Origin of the sequence: Arthrobacter glacialis (assembly GCF_002909415.1) — a bacterium.
GTDB lineage: Bacteria > Actinomycetota > Actinomycetes > Actinomycetales > Micrococcaceae > Specibacter > Specibacter glacialis.
The window spans coordinates 386994-405386 of the sequence record NZ_PPXB01000001.1 but is presented as its reverse complement, the minus strand read 5'-3'; the positions used below and the strand labels follow the sequence as shown (position 1 = coordinate 405386).

At 60.9% G+C, this 18393-nt stretch carries 14 protein-coding genes and 1 tRNA gene; 10 read left to right on the top strand and 5 right to left on the bottom strand.

From position 1 onward, the window contains the following. Positions 1-82: 82 nt before the first annotated feature. The gene (locus CVS28_RS01800) at positions 83-2251 is read right to left on the bottom strand and encodes a RecQ family ATP-dependent DNA helicase (protein ID WP_103480429.1); all 2169 of its coding nucleotides are present in this window, start codon (positions 2249-2251) and stop codon (positions 83-85) included. A 96-nt stretch (positions 2252-2347) separates the two neighbouring features. Between CVS28_RS01800 and CVS28_RS01795 the strand changes: the two genes are divergently transcribed. The 4 genes from CVS28_RS01795 to CVS28_RS01780 all read left to right on the top strand — a co-directional run bounded on the left by CVS28_RS01795 (position 2348) and on the right by CVS28_RS01780 (position 6008). Beyond that, positions 2348-3763 (top strand): phosphomannomutase/phosphoglucomutase, encoded by a 1416-nt coding sequence (locus tag CVS28_RS01795; protein ID WP_103480428.1) that lies wholly within the window; start codon positions 2348-2350, stop codon positions 3761-3763. Positions 3764-3824: 61 nt separating this feature from the next. Continuing rightward, positions 3825-4283 (top strand): hypothetical protein, encoded by a 459-nt coding sequence (locus CVS28_RS01790; RefSeq protein ID WP_103464053.1) that lies wholly within the window; start codon positions 3825-3827, stop codon positions 4281-4283. Then, on the top strand, positions 4283-4732 hold the full coding sequence (locus tag CVS28_RS01785; RefSeq protein WP_103464052.1) for an RrF2 family transcriptional regulator: 450 nt from the start codon (positions 4283-4285) through the stop codon (positions 4730-4732). Before CVS28_RS01790 ends, CVS28_RS01785 begins: the two co-directional genes overlap by 1 nt. Positions 4733-4841: 109 nt before the next feature. Then, entirely contained in the window at positions 4842-6008 is a 1167-nt protein-coding gene (locus CVS28_RS01780) for a globin domain-containing protein (protein ID WP_103480427.1), read from the top strand. 88 nt (positions 6009-6096) lie between these two features. Here CVS28_RS01780 and CVS28_RS01775 read toward each other — a convergent pair whose 3' ends face one another. After that, positions 6097-7926: a phosphoenolpyruvate carboxykinase (GTP) gene (locus tag CVS28_RS01775; RefSeq protein ID WP_103480426.1), complete on the bottom strand. Its 1830-nt coding sequence runs from the start codon at positions 7924-7926 to the stop codon at positions 6097-6099. 298 nt (positions 7927-8224) lie between these two features. On the opposite strand from CVS28_RS01775, the gene CVS28_RS01770 reads away from it, so the two are divergent. Next, positions 8225-8297: transfer RNA gene (locus CVS28_RS01770), tRNA-Arg, on the top strand. 430 nt (positions 8298-8727) lie between these two features. Here the strand turns inward: CVS28_RS01770 and CVS28_RS01765 are convergent. From CVS28_RS01765 to CVS28_RS01755, 3 genes are all read right to left on the bottom strand, one after another. Beyond that, positions 8728-9474, bottom strand: coding sequence for an alpha/beta hydrolase (locus tag CVS28_RS01765; RefSeq protein ID WP_103480425.1), 747 nt, complete (start codon positions 9472-9474; stop codon positions 8728-8730). Next, positions 9471-10217 (bottom strand): alpha/beta fold hydrolase, encoded by a 747-nt coding sequence (locus CVS28_RS01760; protein WP_103480424.1) that lies wholly within the window; start codon positions 10215-10217, stop codon positions 9471-9473. The genes CVS28_RS01765 and CVS28_RS01760 overlap by 4 nt, the downstream gene beginning before the upstream one ends. A gap of 479 nt (positions 10218-10696) precedes the next feature. After that, positions 10697-11428 carry a FadR/GntR family transcriptional regulator gene (locus CVS28_RS01755; protein ID WP_103464047.1) on the bottom strand — a complete coding sequence of 244 codons (732 nt, stop codon included), beginning with the start codon at positions 11426-11428 and terminating at the stop codon, positions 10697-10699. Positions 11429-11773: 345 nt separating this feature from the next. On the opposite strand from CVS28_RS01755, the gene CVS28_RS01750 reads away from it, so the two are divergent. The 5 genes from CVS28_RS01750 (at position 11774) to CVS28_RS01730 (ending at position 18342) form a co-directional block, all read left to right on the top strand. Beyond that, on the top strand, positions 11774-13393 hold the full coding sequence (locus CVS28_RS01750) for an ABC transporter substrate-binding protein (RefSeq protein ID WP_103480423.1): 1620 nt from the start codon (positions 11774-11776) through the stop codon (positions 13391-13393). A 134-nt stretch (positions 13394-13527) separates the two neighbouring features. After that, positions 13528-14484 carry an ABC transporter permease gene (locus tag CVS28_RS01745; protein WP_165788026.1) on the top strand — a complete coding sequence of 319 codons (957 nt, stop codon included), beginning with the start codon at positions 13528-13530 and terminating at the stop codon, positions 14482-14484. Positions 14485-14487: 3 nt separating this feature from the next. Then, positions 14488-16521: a dipeptide/oligopeptide/nickel ABC transporter permease/ATP-binding protein gene (locus CVS28_RS01740; protein WP_103480422.1), complete on the top strand. Its 2034-nt coding sequence runs from the start codon at positions 14488-14490 to the stop codon at positions 16519-16521. Next, positions 16521-17342: an ATP-binding cassette domain-containing protein gene (locus tag CVS28_RS01735; RefSeq protein ID WP_103464044.1), complete on the top strand. Its 822-nt coding sequence runs from the start codon at positions 16521-16523 to the stop codon at positions 17340-17342. Before CVS28_RS01740 ends, CVS28_RS01735 begins: the two co-directional genes overlap by 1 nt. A 70-nt stretch (positions 17343-17412) precedes the next feature. Further along, positions 17413-18342: a dihydrodipicolinate synthase family protein gene (locus tag CVS28_RS01730; RefSeq protein ID WP_103464043.1), complete on the top strand. Its 930-nt coding sequence runs from the start codon at positions 17413-17415 to the stop codon at positions 18340-18342. The last annotated feature ends 51 nt before the right edge of the window (positions 18343-18393 follow it).

The following is an 18393-nucleotide window of genomic DNA, read 5'->3' as shown; positions in this document are numbered from 1 at the left end:
TGGCAACGCTCGCTCATCAGGTGAGCGAGCGTTTCCCGATCCGGCCCCCGTTAGTGAGCGAGCGTTGATTCGGGCGTGGGGATTAGCCGGCCTGCGCGAGCACCAGGGGCAGGACTTGATCGGCTCCGGCTTGGCGCAGTGCCCGACCCGCCACCGTGACCGTCCAGCGGCTGTCCACCAGGTCATCGAGCAGCAATACCGGGCCGCCAGGATAGGCGGCGAGCGCCTCGCCAAGTGCCGGGCCCACACTGAAGCGGTCCCAGACACCGGCCAGGCGGTAGGCGCTGTTGCCGCCACGCTGCCCCGTGGGTCCACCAAATTCCAGGGACATTTCGCCCAGATACGGCAGCCTGCCAATGTGGCAGATGGCCTCCGCAAAGGACTGTAGCAACAGTGGCTTGCTGCGCGAGGGCATCGACACAACAGCCACCGGGCGTCCGGCTCCTTCCCAACCAGCCTGGCCCCACTCCCGCAGCACGGCCACCACGGCCTGGGCCATGGCAGGATCCATGGGCGCATCCTGTGCACCCGCGGCGAACATGGCCCGCAGGGAATTGCCCCAGCCAAGGTCGGTGAGCCTGGCCAGAATCCGCCCCGTTGAGATCAGCTCATCGGCCTTGAGCTTGCCTTTGACGGGGACACCAAGCCTGTTGATTCCGGTGGGCCACATGGCCCGCGGTTCCAGCGGCAGCCCGGCATGGCGCAGCGCCTCCCCGGCCGCCTCGGAGGCACTGGAAATGACCTCTGCACTGAACCAACGCCCGGCGCAGTTGTCGCACCTCCCGCACGGGGACGCCGTGGAATCGTCAAGCGCCGCAGCCAAGTACTCCATCCGGCAACCGGACATGCGCTCGTACTCCACCATGGACTGCTGCTCATCCACCCGCGCCTGGGCAATGCGTTCATAGCGCTCCGCGTCATAAACCCACGGTTGGCCTGTTGATTCCCACCCACCAGTGACCCGGCGCACGGCCCCGTCCACGGCCAATACTTTCAGCAGCAGCTCCAAGGGTGTCCGTCGCAGATCCACCCGCGCCTCCAAGGCCGGCGTCGACATGGGCTTGGGCGATTCACCCAAGGCTGTCAGCACCGCCATGGCCTTGTCCTGGGCTGGCATGGAGGCAGTGGCGAAGTATTTCCAAATCTCCGCGTCCTCGGTTCCCGGCAGAAGCAGCACATCGGCGTTGGCGCTGCCACGGCCGGCGCGGCCCACCTGCTGGTAGTAGGCCACAGGGGACGACGGCGCGCCCAAGTGAACCACGAAGCCCAGGTCAGGTTTGTCGAACCCCATACCCAAGGCACTCGTGGCCACCAAGGCCTTGACCTGGTTGTTCTTGAGGGCTTCCTCCAGTGCCTCGCGGTCCATGGTGTCGGTGCGGCCGGTGTACGCCTTGACCACGTGACCCGCCTCGGCCAGCAACCGGGCAGTGTCCTCGGCGGCTGAGACGGTCAGCGTGTAAATGATGCCGCTGCCAGGCAGCTCCGCCAGATGCGTCAGCAGCCAGCCCAGCCTGTCGCGGGAGTCAGCCAGCCGCAGGACACCGAGCCGCAGTGACTTGCGGGCCAGCGGGCCTCGAATGGTGAACACCCCCTTGCCCAACTGCTCTTCGATGTCGGCAACCACCCGGGAATTCGCCGTGGCGGTGGTGGCCAACACCGGAACGGAAGCTGGCAACTGGGCAATCAAGTCAGCAATGCGCCGGTAGTCGGGACGGAAGTCGTGCCCCCAGTCGGAAATGCAGTGGGCCTCATCAATCACCAGCAAGCCGGTGCGCTGGATCAAGGTGGGCAGCTGGTTCTCCCGAAAAGACGGGTTGGTCAGGCGTTCCGGCGACACCAGCAACACATCCACCTCATCGGCGTCCAACGCCGCAGTGACATCACCCCACTCGGTGGCATTGGCCGAGTTAATGGCCATGGCACGCACGCCTGCCCGCTCGGCGGCTGCCACCTGGTCCCGCATCAAGGCCAGCAGGGGCGAGACAATCAAGGTTGGCCCGGCACCCCGGGAGCGCAACAAGAGCGAGGCCACAAAGTACACGGCCGACTTCCCCCAACCGGTCCGTTGGACAACCAGCGCCCGGCGGCCGGAATCCACCAACGCCTCAATAGCCTCAAACTGGCCGTCGTGAAAATCAGCATCCGCGCGCCCCACCAGTGCCTGCAGCACGACTTGCGCTTGGGCGCGCGTGTCAGTGGTGGCGGCTGGTTGAACAACCGAAATTGGTCCGTGGGCTGGTTGCAATGTCATTCACCCAGTATTCCAGCGCCCACCGACACTGGATCACATGGCTCAACAAAGCTGTGGATAACTTTTGGGTTTGGCCACCGGCGGTACCATGGACGGGTGACTACTGAAGATAATTCGCAGCTTGACCTGTCCTCCTCCTTTAAGGCTTACGACGTTCGTGGCCTTGTTGGCAAAACCATCACCGCCGATTCGGTACGGGCAGTGGGCGCAGCCTTTGTAGATGTGCTTGCACTGAAAGGTCAAACCGTGTTGATCGGCGGGGACATGCGCCCCTCCTCCCCCGAATTCGCACAGGCGTTTGCCGACGGCGCGTCACGCCGCGGCGCCGACGTGGTCATGCTCGGGCTGATCTCCACCGACGAGCTCTACTTCGCCTCCGGCGTGCTCAACGCCGCCGGCGTGGTGTTCACCGCCAGCCACAACCCGGCCGAATACAACGGCATGAAAATGACCCGCGCCGGAGCCGTGCCCCTTTCCTCCGAAACCGGTTTGACCGAGATTCGCGACCTGGCCCAGCAGTACCTGGCCAACGGCATTCCGGCAGCATCCACCACCGGAACCCAAGGCGAACAAGACGTATTGCAGGACTACTCCGAGTACCTGCGCAAGCTCGTTGACCTCACCGGCTCCCGCCCACTGAAGATTGTGGTCGACGCCGGCAACGGCATGGCTGGCATGACGACCCCCGCAGTTCTGGGCGAAGCCCTGCTGCCGGGGCTGCCCTTCGAGATTGTCCCGCTGTACTTTGAGCTCGATGGCACCTTCCCGAACCACCCGGCCAACCCGCTGGAGCCGGCCAACCTGCTGGACCTGCAGGCCGCCGTCGTTGCCCATGGCGCCGACATTGGTCTGGCCTTCGACGGCGACGCCGACAGGTGCTTTGTCATTGACGAGCTCGGCGCACCCCTGTCGCCGTCGGCCGTGACGGCCTTGGTGGCCCGGCGCGAAATTGCCCGCGCCAAGGCACTCGGCGAGGAACAACCCACAGTCATTCACAACCTCATCACCTCACGCGCCGTGCCTGAACTGATCGAGCACGACGGCGGCCGGGCCGTGCGCACCCGTGTTGGCCACTCCTTCATCAAGGCAACCATGGCTGAGGAAGGCGCCGTTTTCGGTGGCGAGCACTCCGCGCACTACTACTTCCGCGACTTCTTCAACGCAGACACCGGCATGCTCGCAGCCATGCACGTCCTGGCTGCCTTGGGCGAGCAGGAGGGGCCCCTGTCCGAGCTGGGCCGCGAATATGAGCCGTACGTCTCCAGCGGTGAGATCAACTCGCAGCTGGCCGATGTCCCCGCAGCGGTGGCCCGGGTTCGCGCCGCGTACACCACCGAGGATGTGGTGGTTGACGAGCTCGATGGCGTCACGTTCACGGCCAAGGACGGCACCTGGTGGTTCAACCTTCGCGCCTCCAACACCGAGCCCTTCCTACGCCTGAACGCCGAAGCTGTCGATGCCACCACCATGGCCGATCTCCGCGACGCCATCCTCGACTTGGTGCGCCAATAGCAGCTGCGACGCTGTCGGCATCGAGATCACCCACGTAACCGCACCATTTTTAGGAGTATCCATGGAGCCAAACAGCACCGAGCAAACCCCGGCCGAGCGACTGGTCCAAGAGGACTTGAACAAGCTCATTGGCACGGCTTTTGGTGTTGCCGGGGAACAGCTTGAGACCCACGGCGCCTTTTTGCCGGTGGGCCTTGTCCTCAAGCACGACGACGAACTCAACCTGGTTGCCGTGGCCCCCAACACGGTGGAGGGCGATGAGGAAAAAGAGCTCGACGCCGACCAAATGGTGGCCGACCTGTTTGAAGCCTTGACCCAGCAGGGCGATCAAAACAAGGCTGCCGCCGTGGTCTGTGACATCCACCTGCCCGATGACGCGACGGACGCCATCCACGTCATGGCCGAGCACAGCACTGGTGTGTGCGTTTCAGCCGTCCGCCCGTACCGCCAGACACCCACTGGATGGGAGTTCGGCAACCCGTTTCTGGAAGCCGGCGATAAAGTGATCTGGCCTGCCTAGTGCGCATCAACAGCTTTTCGGATGTGAGCCTGCGCCTGCTCACGGTGCTCTCCTCCGTGCCGGAGCATGAGCTGCCCACCACTCGGGAGCTTGCCGAGGCTGTGGGGACACCGTACAACCATGTCAGCAAGGCCGTCCTGAAGCTGCGGCAGATGGGTCTGGTTGAGGCCATCCGTGGCCGCAGCGGCGGCGTGCGCATCTCCGCCGACGGCAAGAAGGCCACTGTGGGCCGTGTTCTTCGTGTTTTGGACTCCCACAGTGACGTTGCAGAATGCCAGACGGACATGGGCGCATGCCCCCTCATTCACGAGTGCGGGCTGCGCGGTGCACTGAATCATGCCCGCGAAGCCTTCTACGCTTCGTTGGACAATGTCACCATCTACAGCCTGGCCCGAAAGACTGCAGACGGCCCCGTACCTGTGACCTTGAGCACAGTGCGACCCAGCTAAACCGCCACAAATCAACATTTTTCTACAACTCGTAGAAATTGTGGCTTTAAAGTTGCATCTGAAATGCTACTTTGGGATTATCACCATGAATCACACCCAAGGAGTAAGCATGCTTTCGGAAAAGTCCCGCCCACTCATTGCCGCAACACTGCCACTGGTAGGTTCCCGCCTGGGCGCCATCACACCGAATTTTTACACCCGCATGCTGACCGCCCACCCCGAGCTGCTGAACGGCCTGTTCAGCCGCGCCAACCAAAACAATGGCGAGCAGCAGAAGGCCCTGGCCGGATCCATCGCAGGATTCGCCACGGCCCTGATTGCCAACCCTGACCTCATCCCGGAGCAGATGCTCAGCCGGATCGCGCACAAGCACACCTCTCTGGGCATCACCGAAGACCAGTACAGCATCGTCTACAAGTACCTCTTTGAGGCCATCGCTGAGGAGCTGGCGGATGTCATCACGGCCGAGATCGCCGAAGCCTGGACCGAGGTGTACTGGCTCATGGCCAACGCCTTGATCAAGCTGGAGAAGGGCCTCTACGCCATTCAGGCCAATGACAAAGTGTGGATGCCGTGGAGGGTTGTTGAAAAGAACCCCGCGGGCACCGACGCCATCACCTTTGTGCTGGAACCGGCCGATGCCACCGCCGTCACGGTTGCCCGCCCCGGACAGTTTGTCTCGGTCAGGCTTGCCCTCCCGGACGGGCTGCTCCAGTGCCGCCAGTACTCACTCAGCGCCGATGTTGAGTCCACCACCCGGCGCGTGTTCACCACCAAGCGGGACGACGGCGGCGAGGTCTCACCCGTGCTGCACGGCCATGTAAAGGTGGGCGACGTCGTCGAACTTTCCAATCCTTACGGCGATGTGACGCTCGACGGCACAGGTCCGGTGGTGTTTGCCACGGCAGGGATTGGCTGCACCCCCTCGGCGTCGGCGCTGCGGTCCTTGGCGGCTGCGGGAGCGGACCGCGAAGTTTTGGTGCTGCACGCCGAGAAGAACCTTGACGCCTGGGCGTTGCGTGATCAGATGACGGCCGATGTTGCGGCCATTGACGGGGCACAGTTGCAGCTGTGGCTGGAAGAGCCTGCCGCCGGTTTCCACAAGGGCTTCATGTCTCTGGAAGGCCTGGACCTGCCCGCCAATGCCTCCATGTACGTCTGCGGGCCGCTGCCGTTCATGAAGGCGATCCGGAACCAGGCGATCGAGGCGGGAATCCCGTCAACCAAAATCCACTACGAGGTCTTCGGCCCCGATCTCTGGTTGGCCGGCGCCTAAATTAAACAACTGACCCGCAGAAAACGGCGAAAATAGCGTCAAAAACGCATATTTTCGCCGTTTTCTGCGGGTCAGTTGTGCTTTGCTCCTAGGCGCCGAAGCGGGCCTTCAAGTCCTTGAGCTCTTCCGCCAACTGTTCCGGCAGCGAATCACCGAAGCGGGCGTACCACTCCTGGATGCCTGCAAGCTCTGATTCCCATTCACTGGGCTCCACCCTGAGCGCGTCCGCCAGGTCAGCGGGGCTGACATCCAAACCCGTCAGATCCAGTGAACCAACGGCCGGGACAAAGCCAATGGGTGTCTCCACTGCCTCAGCGGTACCCTCAATACGGTCAACTACCCACTTGAGCACACGGGTGTTCTCACCGAATCCGGGCCACGCAAAGCCGCCATCGGCCGTGCGGCGGAACCAGTTCACCAGGAAGATCTTCGGCAGGCGCGCCTGATCAGCCTTGGCGGAGAGGTCAATCCAGTGCTTGAGGTAGTCACCGGCGTCGTAGCCGATGAAAGGCAGCATGGCCATGGGATCCCGGCGCACCACGCCAACGGCACCAGTTGCCGCGGCCGTGGTCTCCGAAGAGAGCGTTGAGCCCATGAAGATACCGTGGGTCCAGTCACGGGCCTGGGTGACCAAGGGAATGGTTGTCTTGCGGCGGCCACCGAACAAGATGGCGTTGATCTCAACGCCTTCCGGGTTGAAGTAGTCCTTGGAAAGCATGTCCACCTGGTCGATGGGCGTGCAGAACCGTGAGTTGGGGTGTGCTGCCGGACGGTCGGATTCCGGCGTCCAGTCATTGCCCTGCCAGTCGGTCAGGTGCGCGGGCACTTCCTTCGTCATACCCTCCCACCAGACACCGCCGTCGTCGGTCAAGGCAACGTTGGTGAAAATGGAGTTGCCTTTGGAGATGGCCGCCATGGCGTTCGGGTTGGTGTGCCAGCCCGTTCCCGGCGCCACACCAAAGAGGCCGGCCTCGGGATTCACGGCACGAAGTTCACCTTCCTTGCCAAAGCGCATCCAATTGATGTCATCACCTAGTGTCTCTGCCTTCCAACCCGGGAGGGTGGGTTCCAGCAGGGCCAGGTTGGTCTTGCCGCAGGCTGAGGGGAATGCAGCCGCCACGTGGTAAGTCTTGTCCGCCGGGCTGGTGAGCTTGAGGATGAGCATGTGCTCGGCCAGCCAGCCTTCATCGCGGGCCATGACCGATGCGATGCGCAACGCAAAGCATTTCTTGCCCAACAGTGCGTTGCCGCCGTAGCCGGAGCCGAAGGAGAAGATGGAGCGCTCCTCGGGGAAGTGCACAATCCACTTTTCCTCGTTGCACGGCCACGCAACATCCGCTTCGCCGGGAGCCAGCGGGGCACCCACCGAATGCAAGGCGGGGACAAAGAATGCGTTGGTGTCCTCCATCTTGCGCAAAACGTCAGTACCAATGTTGGCCATGATGCGCATGGATGCCACGACGTAGGCGGAATCGGTGATCTCCACACCAAACTTGGGATCCTCGGCGTCGAGCGGGCCCATCACAAACGGAATGACGAACATGGTGCGTCCGCGCATGCTGCCGGCAAATTTCTCGTTCAGGATGTCCTTCATAGCTGCCGGGGCCATCCAATTATTGGTGAATCCGGCGTCGCGCTCATTTTCTGAACAAATGAACGTTCTTCCTTCAACTCGAGCCACATCCTTGGGGTCCGAGAAGGCTGCGAAGGAATTAGGGAAGAGCTCGGGGTTCAGTCGGGTGAGAGTTCCCTCTGCCACCAGGTGGTCAGTGAGCAGGGCTTGTTCCTCCACGGACCCGTCCACCCAACGAATGTGATCCGGCAGGGTGAGAGCTGCTACTTCGCCAACCCAGGCGGCGAGGCCCTTATGGGTGGTCATTGCTTGCTCAACGATTTCCTGCACTGGCGCGTGGCCCATTGGCTTTCCCTTCATCGAATGGGTAGGTGGTATCTAAAGGCTAGGGGGCGGGATCCGGGGATTTTAGGTATGGGACATGGGATGTATGGACCTCTTTGGTGGGCAAAACCTCTAGTTTTCGCGGGTTATCATTTTTGTTACGGCCAACATTTGTGATCCAGATCACGTAGACCGGTCTAGTGGTGGAGGACACCGCCGATTTACGCCTTCTCGATTTGTACACCAGAGAAAAGTTGGGCTATAGTTATTCACGGCCCGAGGGTCGGAAACAAAACAAAGAAACAAAGAAACAAAATATGCGTGCGTAGCTCAACGGATAGAGCACCTGACTACGGATCAGGAGGTTGGGGGTTCGAGTCCCTTCGCGCGCACTTTAGAAAGAAGCGGTCCACTTCGGTGGGCCGCTTTTTTGTTAACTATTGCCGAGGACTGAGCCCCTTGGACAACTGATGCGTAAATAGGTTGGGTTGGGCAGTTTGGCTGCGGCTGACCTCGTATCCGAGCTGCCCACGGCTCTTCAAGCGTCTGCTGGTGACCAGCTGTGTGGTTTCTGCTTTGGGCATGCGCGCTACTGATACCGGGCATGGCGCCAGTGTCACAGCTGCGCCGCACTGGCTCCTGGCTCGACGCATAGCCAAAGCAGGCGTGCCCAGAATGGGTACATGCGCCACACACGTTTCCACGGCTGCGCATAAGCCACGGCAGTCCTGCATCAATCCTGCCAGCGGATATCAGACCTGCCAATAACCATCAGAGAGGGACGAAGTTGGGGAACGGGTGTGGACTACTGCGGGCCAGTTGTCAGGGCTGTTTGCCCAGCTTCACCACTGCCTGTTCGACGGCGGTGAGAACCGTTTTGTCCGACAGCGTGCGGAAGTGCCCGGAAACGGGCACTTCCACGTTGACGGCCCCTGGCAGTGCGCTGCCGCCGGGAATGTGCGGATCAAATTCGGAATAGATGGACACCACGTGGGCGTTGACGTCCGTCGCTGCCTGCAGAGAAAGCAGAACCGTGTCGTCTGGTGAAAAATGACGAAGCGTCCGCGAAATCATGTACCGGGCATACAAGGATCCGGAGAACGGCGTGCCTATGGCTACCATCCCCAAGATTTCCATCGGGCGAGCCAGCGCGGCAACGGTTGGTCCGGCGTCGTCCGGGTGGGTCAACGCCGCGTCCAGCATGGCATGCTTGCCAATCAACCCGCCCTTGCTGTGCGCCAGCAGGATGCAGCGCGAAACGCCTTGCACGGACGCCAGATCAGCCAGCGTTCTGGCGAGGATTTCAGCGGACTCCGGAATGGCCCGTCCATTGATCCCCAACCCGGGGACGGAGAACACCCGGTAACCCAAGGCATTGAGCCGTTGCGCGGCAGGTTCCAAGAAGATCCAGGTCTCGTAGACGCCAGGTAGCAGCACGATGGCCGGCAGCGACGGCTCTCCCACGGCATAGCTGTCAGGGCAGCGGCGTCGAAAGATTGAGCGTAGTTGCCACCATCCGGCATACAGGTAGTCCACCATCCACCACCACCCTCGCAGCAGCAGCTTCATGCGTGGTCCACGTGCGAGATGTGGTCCAGAATGTAGCCGGCCACGCAGGCACCGTCCTTGACCATGGTTTCGTGCCCGCGGTTGTCCACTTCCACCATGGTGGCATTGGGGATCAACGCAGTGACTTCCTCAACCCACACGAGGGGACATACGGGATCTCGTTTGCCCCGGATAACCAGCGTGTGAGCCTGGATTTTCACCAAGGTGTCCTCAATGGCGTGATCCATCATGCTGCGTAGCTTCTTGATGAACCAGCGCGGACCTGTTTTGGCATAGTTGCGCATGCCTATGCCCAAGACTTGGGGGCTTTCGCCGAAAAGGTCCTGCGCCATGCGCCAGGCCTGCCTGCGAACTGTGCGCTCATGCCTGTTCACTGTTGGTGCCACCAACACCACTTCAGGGAAAAGGTCTGGTCTTTGCGCGGCGGCTTCCGCCACCACCTGCGTGCCCATGGAATGGCCCACAAGGACCGGGTGACCCAGCTCCTCCAACTCAACAAAATCAATGAGAACCTTGCCCATGGCGGCCATTGTGAGCGCGCGGGCTGGTTCGGGAGCGTCGCCAAAGCCAGGCAAGTCAATGGCCACCACACGTCCATGGGATTCCAAGGAAGCACTCAGCTGGGCAAAATAGGAGATCCCCATGCCAATCCCGTGGACCAGCAGAAAAGTCCGCCCAGACTGGTAGTCGGTGTCTGTGGTGACAACCTCATATCCGGACACTAAAACTTTACGCACACTCATAGTCACAGTATCGCCGAGATGCGGGCCCCCGGGTTGGCGCCACTCAGATCGTCAAGCCCGCAAACCAAACTAGCCCGCAGAAAACGCCGAAAATCGCGTCAAAAACGCATATTTTCGCCGTTTTCTGCGGGTCAGTTGAGTCAGCTGGTGGGCGACCTGGCCGCGCCAGTGGCACCTGAAAATTCTGCTGTGGCTTATGCGCAGCCGTGGAAACGAGTGTGGCGCATAGACCCTATTCTGGGCACGACGACTTTGGCTATGCGTCGCGCCGGGAGCCAGTGCGGCGCAGCTGTGACACTGGCGCCAGGCCTGGTACCAGTAGCGCGCATGCCCAAAGTCGCCCCGGCTTATGCGGGCCCCCGGGTTGGCGCCACTCAGATCGTCAAGCCCGCAAACCAAACTAGCCCGCAGAAAACGCCGAAAATCGCGTCAAAAACGCATATTTTCGCCGTTTTCTGCGGGCTAGTTTGAGGGGAGAATTATTCGGCGTCGACGAAGAGGTGGATCTTGGCCCGGATGCCGTCAAAGTGGGTGCGCAGGAGCTTGGCTGCGGTCTTGGCATCCTTGGCAGCGACCGCGTTGTAGATGTCCCTGTGCTGGGATGCCGTATGAACCAGGTCGGTGCCGCCGGTGCCGATCTCCACGTGGATCTTGCGGTAAACCTTCCAAAAAACGCTCATCAAGTTCATCAGAAGGTCGTTGTTCAAGGGCTCAAAAAGCAACCGGTGGAATTCAGCATCGGCTTCGGGGAAGGATTCGGAGCGTTCTGCAAGCTCCTCCATTCTCACCACAGCAGCCTCAATGCGGACCAAGTGCTCGTCCGTGACTACCGCTATGCAGGCGCTGATGAGGCCAGCCTCCAATGCCTGGCGGATGTCAACAAGCTGCAACGCTTCAAGACCCTCATGACGCAGCGACAGGCGGCCGCGGAAGGTCAGCCCGTCAGCAAGTGCGTCAAAGTTGCTAGGTGCCACAAACATGCCAAAACCGTGGCGGATTTCTATGACGCCCAGGGCCTGCAATACCTTCAACGATTCACGCAGTGTATTGCGGCCAACACCGAGAACTTCAGAGAGTTCACTCTCGGTGGGCAGTGGATCGCCGGCGTCAAGGTCTCTGTCCAAGATGAGTTCCATGATGTCTGCCTGCAAGGCGCGAAGCCGCACCTGCGCGCTGAAGCGGGCCTTGGGTGCTACCGTCGAAATGGACAACAAAACTCCTCCGAAATATTCGTCGCATGTACAACGCTTTACTCACTTTAGTAGTGATGACGGGACAAACTGCCCGGTATCCCCAAGCGAGGAGCTCTGCGACTCACGTGCCGTTGGCGCCAACTGAGCGCCAACGTGATCCAAACCATAGAATATCGGATGTCCGACAACTTGCCTACACCATAGCAATGTTATTTTGCGCGCCATGGCCCGCTGCGGGCAACCGAGACCAAAATGAGACCGTGGACTCACTTGACCAATCCCTGTGATGGCTATTACAGTTTCATCATAAGCATCGGACGTCCTACATCCGATATAAAACAGACGAAATGGTGAGTCAACAGAATGAGCAATACTCTTCAGAACCTGCCTGCGACACCCGCATCGCGGCGTACCTTCCTCAAGGCCGCTGGTGTCCTTGGTGCAGCAACCGCTTTCACCGCAACCCTTGCAGCTTGCGGATCCAATGACGCTCCCAAAGACAGCGCCACAACGGCTGCCGTGAACAAGGATCTCAGCATCGAAGCTGGCATCTCCTACTCACTGTCCACCGGCTTCGACCCGATGAGCTCCTCAGGCGCCACCCCGCTGGCCGCCAACCTGCACATCTTCGAAGGCTTGGTGGAACTTCACCCGGCAACGCGCAAGCCCTACAACGCCTTGGCTGCAGCCGACCCCAAGAAGGTTGACGACACCACTTACCAGGTCACCATCCGCGATGGCGCCAAGTTCCACGACGGCACCCCGGTCACCACCGACGACGTTGTCTACTCGTTCGAGCGTGTCAAGGACCCGGCCAACAAGGCACTGTTCGCACAGTTCATCTTCTTCATTGAATCCGCCACCAAGGTTGACGAGAAGACTGTCGAATTCAAGCTGAACACCCCGTTCGCCGGCTTTGGCCCGCGCATCTCGGTGGTCAAGGTTGTCCCCAAGGCAACCGCCTCGGCTGACCAGAAGGCCTTCGACGCCAAGCCGATCGGTACCGGCCCGTACAAGTTCGTTTCCGCAGCCAAGGACGACAAGATCGTCTTCGCTCGCAACGACGAGTACAACGGCCCGATGCCGGCACTGGCCAAGGACATGACCTGGTTCCTGCTCTCCGACGCTTCAGCCCGCGTTACTGCCATGCAGTCCGGCCGCGTCCAGGCAATCGAAGATGTCCCCTACTTGGACGTTGACGCGCTCAAGTCCAAGGTTGATGTTGAAGCCGTGCAGTCCTTCGGCCTCATGTTCCTCATGTTCAACTTGAGCAAGGCTCCCTTCGACAAGAAGGAAGTTCGCCAGGCACTGCACTACGCCCTGGACAAGGAAAGCATCATCAAGACTGCCCTGCTGGGCAACGCGACGGCCGCTTCTTCCTACTTCCAGGAAGGCAGCCCGAATTACCAGAAGGCTTCCACCGTTTACACCTACGACGCCGACAAGGCCAAGTCCTTGCTGTCCGGCGCAGGCGTCAGCGGCTTGAAGCTGACCTTGACCAGCACGGATACCGCGTGGGTCAAGGATGTTGTGCCGTTGATCAAGAAGAACTGGGATGCCATTGGTGTTGAAACCACCCTTGAGCCCCTGCAGTCTTCAGCAGTCTACGGTCCGGACAAGGTTGGCGGCCTGAAGTACGACGTCGTTGCCGCCCCCGGCGATCCCTCGGTGTTCGGTAACGACGCTGACATCCTGCTGAGCTGGTTCTTCCGCGGAGACACCTGGGCCAAGAACCGCTTCGCCTGGAACGACTCTGCAGAATACAAGGAAGTTCAGACCAAGCTCAACGCTGCTCTGGCCGCTTCCGAGGCTGACGCCAAGAAGCTCTACAGCGAGATCATCAACATCATCGCTGAAGAAGCACCGTTGTACCCGATCTTCCACCGCAAGCTGCCCACAGCTTGGGACAGCAAGAAGCTCAGCGGCTTCGCACCGCTGCCCACCACGGGCGTTGCATTCATCGGAGTTGGCCGGACCTCCTAGGTTCGTCCGCTTTTCACAGACCGGAGGGGCTGTGGCCGTTCCTGGCCACGGCCCCTCCCGTCTGAGACCATTTATCCTATGACGCAGCACACAGTCCCCCCTGAGGTGTTGCAAATAGAACCGGAGTTAGTACATTGGCAAACTTTTTGCGACTGCTGGGACGCCGGCTCGCAGCACTACCGTTGATGATCCTGGGTGTCACCCTGCTCGTCTTCGTAGTACTGCAGTTCGCTCCCGGTGACCGTGCCGTTGCCGCGCTTGGTGAAGGAGCCTCACAAGAGGCTCTCGATCAATACCGCGAAGTCAACGGATTCAACGATCCCCTCTTCATTCAATACTTCACCTACCTGGGCAAGCTCATCACGGGCGACTTCGGCACCACTTTGCCCCCCGCAAAGCCCATCACCGAAGTCATCGCCAGCGCCTTCCCCGTCACGCTCCAGCTGACATTCCTTGGCGTTGTGATAGCAGTCGTGATCTCCCTCGTCTTCGGTGTCCTTGCGGCCCTGTACCGCGACACCTGGGTTGACCAGGCCATCCGCGTCTTCTCAGTCGCAGCCATCGCCACCCCGTCCTTCTGGTTGGGCATCTTGCTCATCCAGTGGTTCGCACTGGGCGACAACTCCTGGTTCCCCTCAGGCGGCCTTGCCGACCCGGACGATGGCTTCATGGGCTGGCTCAGCTCCATGACACTGCCGGCACTGGCCCTGGCAATCCCCGTTTCTGCCTCCCTGATCCGTGTGGTCCGCACCTCCATGGTTGAGGAACTGGACAGGGACTACGTCCGCACTGCCATCGGCAACGGCGTCCCCTACACCACTGTTGTTTCCAAGAACGTCTTGCGCAACGCCCTTGTCACCCCGGTGACAGTGCTGGGTCTTCGCATCGGCTACCTGCTCGGCGGCGCCGTCGTGATTGAAATGATCTTCTCTCTGCCGGGCATGGGTCAGCAGATCCTCAACGGCATCACCAGCGTTGACACCAACCTGGTGCAGGGCGTTGTGCTCGTCATTGCCGTCACGTTCGTACTCGTGAACATTCTGGTGGACCTTCTTTACCTGCTCATCAATCCCCGAATCAGGACGGTCTAAGTCATGCGTAGCAAACTTGCCGAACGGCTAAGCGCGCCGGGCCTGCGCTTCAAGGCCCTGACACTGGGCTCCAAGTTGGCCCTTCTCTTCCTGATCTTCATTGCCGTTGTGGCCGTTCTGGCACCCTGGATTGCCCCGCACGATCCCTTGGAAACAGGCGATCCGGCGCAGGCACCCAGCGCAGTGCACCTGTTCGGAACTGACCGCATTGGCCGCGACATTCTCTCCCGCCTGATGTACGGTGCCCAGGCGTCCCTGATGATCGGTCTCGGCGCGGTTGCCCTGGCCATCATTGTTGGTGGCACGCTGGGTTCCTTGGCCGCAACATCCACCAAAGCCGTCAACGAAACCATCATGCGCATCATGGACGTACTGATGGCATTCCCCGGCATTGCCCTTGCCGCCGTGCTGTTGACAGCATTCGGCAACTCGGTGCCCACCATCATCTTGGCCATCGGCATCATCTACACCCCGCAGATTGCCCGCGTGGTGCGCGCCAACGTCCTGGCCCAGTACGGCGAGGACTATGTCCGGGCCGAACGCGTCATTGGTGCCGGCCGCGCCTACATCCTGCTCAAACACATTGTGCGCAACACAGCAGCCCCCGTGCTGGTGTTTGCAACTGTCATGGTTGCCGACGCCATCATCTTGGAAGCATCCTTGTCCTTCCTGGGTGCAGGCATCCAGGACCCGAACCCCAGCTGGGGCAACGTCATCTCGTACGGACGTAACCTGGTTCTTTCCGGCGGCTGGTGGGCAACCACCTTCGCCGGTATGGTCATCCTGCTCACGGTACTTGCCTTGAACATTCTGGCTGAAGGCCTCACCGACGCCATGGTGAACCCGAAGCTGAAGAAGGCCGCTCGTGTGAAGGACGACGACGGTTCGGCAGCTGCCGCTCTGGAACTCGCCAAGGCTGATGCTGCAGCACGGGCAGCCATTGAGGACCCGTTCGTGGCCCTGAACAAGGAACTGCTGCTTCTGCAGGCTGTTGAAAAGTCCCGTGCGGACCGCCTCCCCCAGGTTGGCCCGGATGCCCGGGTGATCTTGGAAGTCAAGAACCTCTCCATCCGCTTCCCGGGCCGCTTCGATCAGACCCCCATTGTGGACAACGTCTCCTTCACTGTCCGTGAAGGCGAAACCATGGGTCTGGTGGGCGAATCCGGTTGCGGCAAGTCCATCACCTCCCTGGCCATCATGGGCCTGCTGCCCAAGACGGCTGAGGTGACTGGTTCCATCACCTTTGACGGCAAGGAACTTCTGGATCCTGCCACGAAGCACAGCTCCGCTAAGGCCTACGAGGGCCTGCGCGGCGAGCAGATCGCCATGGTCTACCAGGATGCGTTGAGCTCGCTCAACCCGTCCATGCTGATCAAGGAGCAGATGTTGCAGCTGACCCGCCGCAACGGCCGCAAGACGCCTGCTGAACTGCTGGAACTTGTGAAGCTGGATCCGGTGCGCACGCTCAAGAGCTACCCGCACGAGCTTTCCGGCGGCCAGCGCCAGCGCGTGCTGATCGCGATGGCGCTGTCCCGTTCACCGAAGATTGTGGTTGCCGATGAGCCCACCACGGCTTTGGATGTAACAGTTCAGAAGCAGGTTGTTGACCTGCTGAACGAACTGCGCGAGCAGCTCGGCTTCGCCATGGTCTTCGTCAGCCATGACCTTGCCCTGGTGGCCTCCCTGGCCCATAAGATCACCGTCATGTACGCCGGCCAGGTGGTGGAATCCGCACAAGCTTCCGAGCTGTTGACCCACCCCACCCACGAATACACCCGTGGCCTGCTGGGCGCCGTTCTCTCCATCGAGTCCGATGCCGTCCGCCTGCACCAGATTCCGGGAACTGTTCCTTCACCCCGCGAGTTTGCCCTGGGCGACAGGTTTGCCGGCCGTTCACAACGCCCCGACGCTGATCCGAGCCAGAAGCTGGCGTTTGTCCCCATCACCCGCGACGGCGTGACAACTGACCACTTCTGGGCGAGCCACAGGCCCGAGGATGCACTGGCAGTTTCCGGAACAGACAAGGAAAACGCATAATGAGCAAGCACACAGCGCCCGTTTCCGCTACCACCCCGGTTATTGAACTCAAGGACCTGCACGTCCACCACCGGACACGTTCTGGCGGGTTGTTCAAGCCCAGCTACGTCAAGGCCGTCAATGGCGTTGACTTCTCCATCAGCCGCGGCGAGACCGTGGGCATTGTTGGCGAATCCGGCTGTGGCAAGTCCACGCTGGCCTCGGTGCTGGTTGGTCTGCAGGAACCCACCTCCGGTCAGGTACTGTTCCACGGCAAGCCGGCCATCAAGCGCAACGCAAGCATGCGCAAGGAATTTGGCCGGTCTGTTTCGGTGGTCTTCCAGGACCCTTCCACGGCACTGAACCCGCGCATGACCATCCAGGACATCCTGGTTGACCCGTTGGCTATTCACGGCATTGGCAACGGCGCATCGCGCCTGGCCAAGGTCGCCGAACTGCTCTCGCTGGTTGGCTTGCCGCAGTCGGCAGCCGAGGTCACGCCGTCGCAAGTTTCCGGCGGACAGCGCCAGCGCGTAGCTATTGCCCGCGCACTGGCACTGGACCCGGACATCATTGTGGCCGATGAGCCCACCTCCGCACTGGATGTCTCCGTCCGCGCACAGGTGCTGAACCTGCTCTCTGACCTGAAGAAGGAACTGAACCTGGGCATGGTTTTCATCAGCCATGACATCCAGACGGTCCGCTACGTTTCTGACCGCATTTGCGTCATGTACTACGGCCAGATTGTTGAACAGGGCTCGGCTGAGCAGATCTTCGACAACCCGTCCAACGACTACACGAAGAAGCTCCTCGGCGCTGCGCCGTCGCTTCTTCACATCTAGTCCCCGCGCCCTCCTAGGGCGCGCGGGCCCCTAATTTTCTACTAATCAACACAATTTTGGAGTAATTCACGTGACTACCGTCGCTTCTCGTTTCCAGGGCGTAATCCCTCCCGTATGCACCCCCCGCACCGCTGATGGCGCCATTGACGTTCCCTCCTTGGAGAACCTCACCCGCCACCTGCTCGACGGCGGCGTCACTGGCCTGTTCGTCAACGGCTCCTCCGGCGAAGTGACCCACCAGACCAACGACGAGCGCGACACCGTGCTGAAGACCATTGCCGGCGTTAACGCCGGACAGGTCCCGCTGTTGGTTGGTGCTGTTGAGCAGACCACCAACCGTGTTGTTGAAGAAGCACGCCGCATGGTCTCCCTGGGCGCCGACGCCATCGTGGCAACCAGCCAGTACTACGCCATCAGCAACGCTGAAGAGACCGGGCGCCACATCCGCACCGTGGCCTCGGCTGTTGACGTGCCCGTGTTCGTCTACGACGTTCCGGTCCGCACCCACTTCAAGATGCCCACCGACCTGCTCCTGGAGCTGGGCCGCGAAGGCGTCATTGCCGGTGTCAAGGACTCCTCCGGTGACGATGTTTCCTTCCGTCAGCTGCTCATCGGCGCCAAGGACATCCCGAACTTTGATATCTTCACCGGCCACGAAGTGGTTGTTGACGGTGCACTGCTCGGCGGCGCACAGGGTGTAGTTCCGGGCCTGGGTAACGTTGACCCGGCTGCTTACCGCCGCATGTACGACCTCTCCGTTGCAGGCGACTGGGCCGGTGTAGCTGCCGAACAGGACCGCATCGCCGATGTCTTCAACATCGTTTACACCCCGAAGCCTGGCCGCTTGTCCGGCAATGCTGCAGGCTTGGGCGCGTTCAAGACCGCCCTGGTCCTGATGGGCATCATCAAGACAAACGTCATGAGCGCCCCCATGCTCTCCCTGGACGAGGACGAGACCGCAGCCATCAAGGTTATCCTTGAGCGCACGGGCTTGATCTAACACTCCTTTTACAACTGACCCGCAGAAAACGCCGAAAATCACTCCGAAATG

Excerpts from the sequence above, each read along its gene's own strand:
- CVS28_RS01800 (WP_103480429.1), bottom strand. The coding sequence starts at position 2,251 with ATGACATTGCAACCAGCCCACGGACCAATTTCGGTTGTTCAACCAGCC.
- CVS28_RS01790 (WP_103464053.1), top strand. The coding sequence starts at position 3,825 with ATGGAGCCAAACAGCACCGAGCAAACCCCGGCCGAGCGACTGGTCCAA.
- CVS28_RS01780 (WP_103480427.1), top strand. The coding sequence starts at position 4,842 with ATGCTTTCGGAAAAGTCCCGCCCACTCATTGCCGCAACACTGCCACTG.
- CVS28_RS01775 (WP_103480426.1), bottom strand. The coding sequence starts at position 7,926 with ATGGGCCACGCGCCAGTGCAGGAAATCGTTGAGCAAGCAATGACCACC.
- CVS28_RS01765 (WP_103480425.1), bottom strand. The coding sequence starts at position 9,474 with ATGAAGCTGCTGCTGCGAGGGTGGTGGTGGATGGTGGACTACCTGTAT.
- CVS28_RS01760 (WP_103480424.1), bottom strand. The coding sequence starts at position 10,217 with ATGAGTGTGCGTAAAGTTTTAGTGTCCGGATATGAGGTTGTCACCACA.
- CVS28_RS01750 (WP_103480423.1), top strand. The coding sequence starts at position 11,774 with ATGAGCAATACTCTTCAGAACCTGCCTGCGACACCCGCATCGCGGCGT.
- CVS28_RS01740 (WP_103480422.1), top strand. The coding sequence starts at position 14,488 with ATGCGTAGCAAACTTGCCGAACGGCTAAGCGCGCCGGGCCTGCGCTTC.
- CVS28_RS01735 (WP_103464044.1), top strand. The coding sequence starts at position 16,521 with ATGAGCAAGCACACAGCGCCCGTTTCCGCTACCACCCCGGTTATTGAA.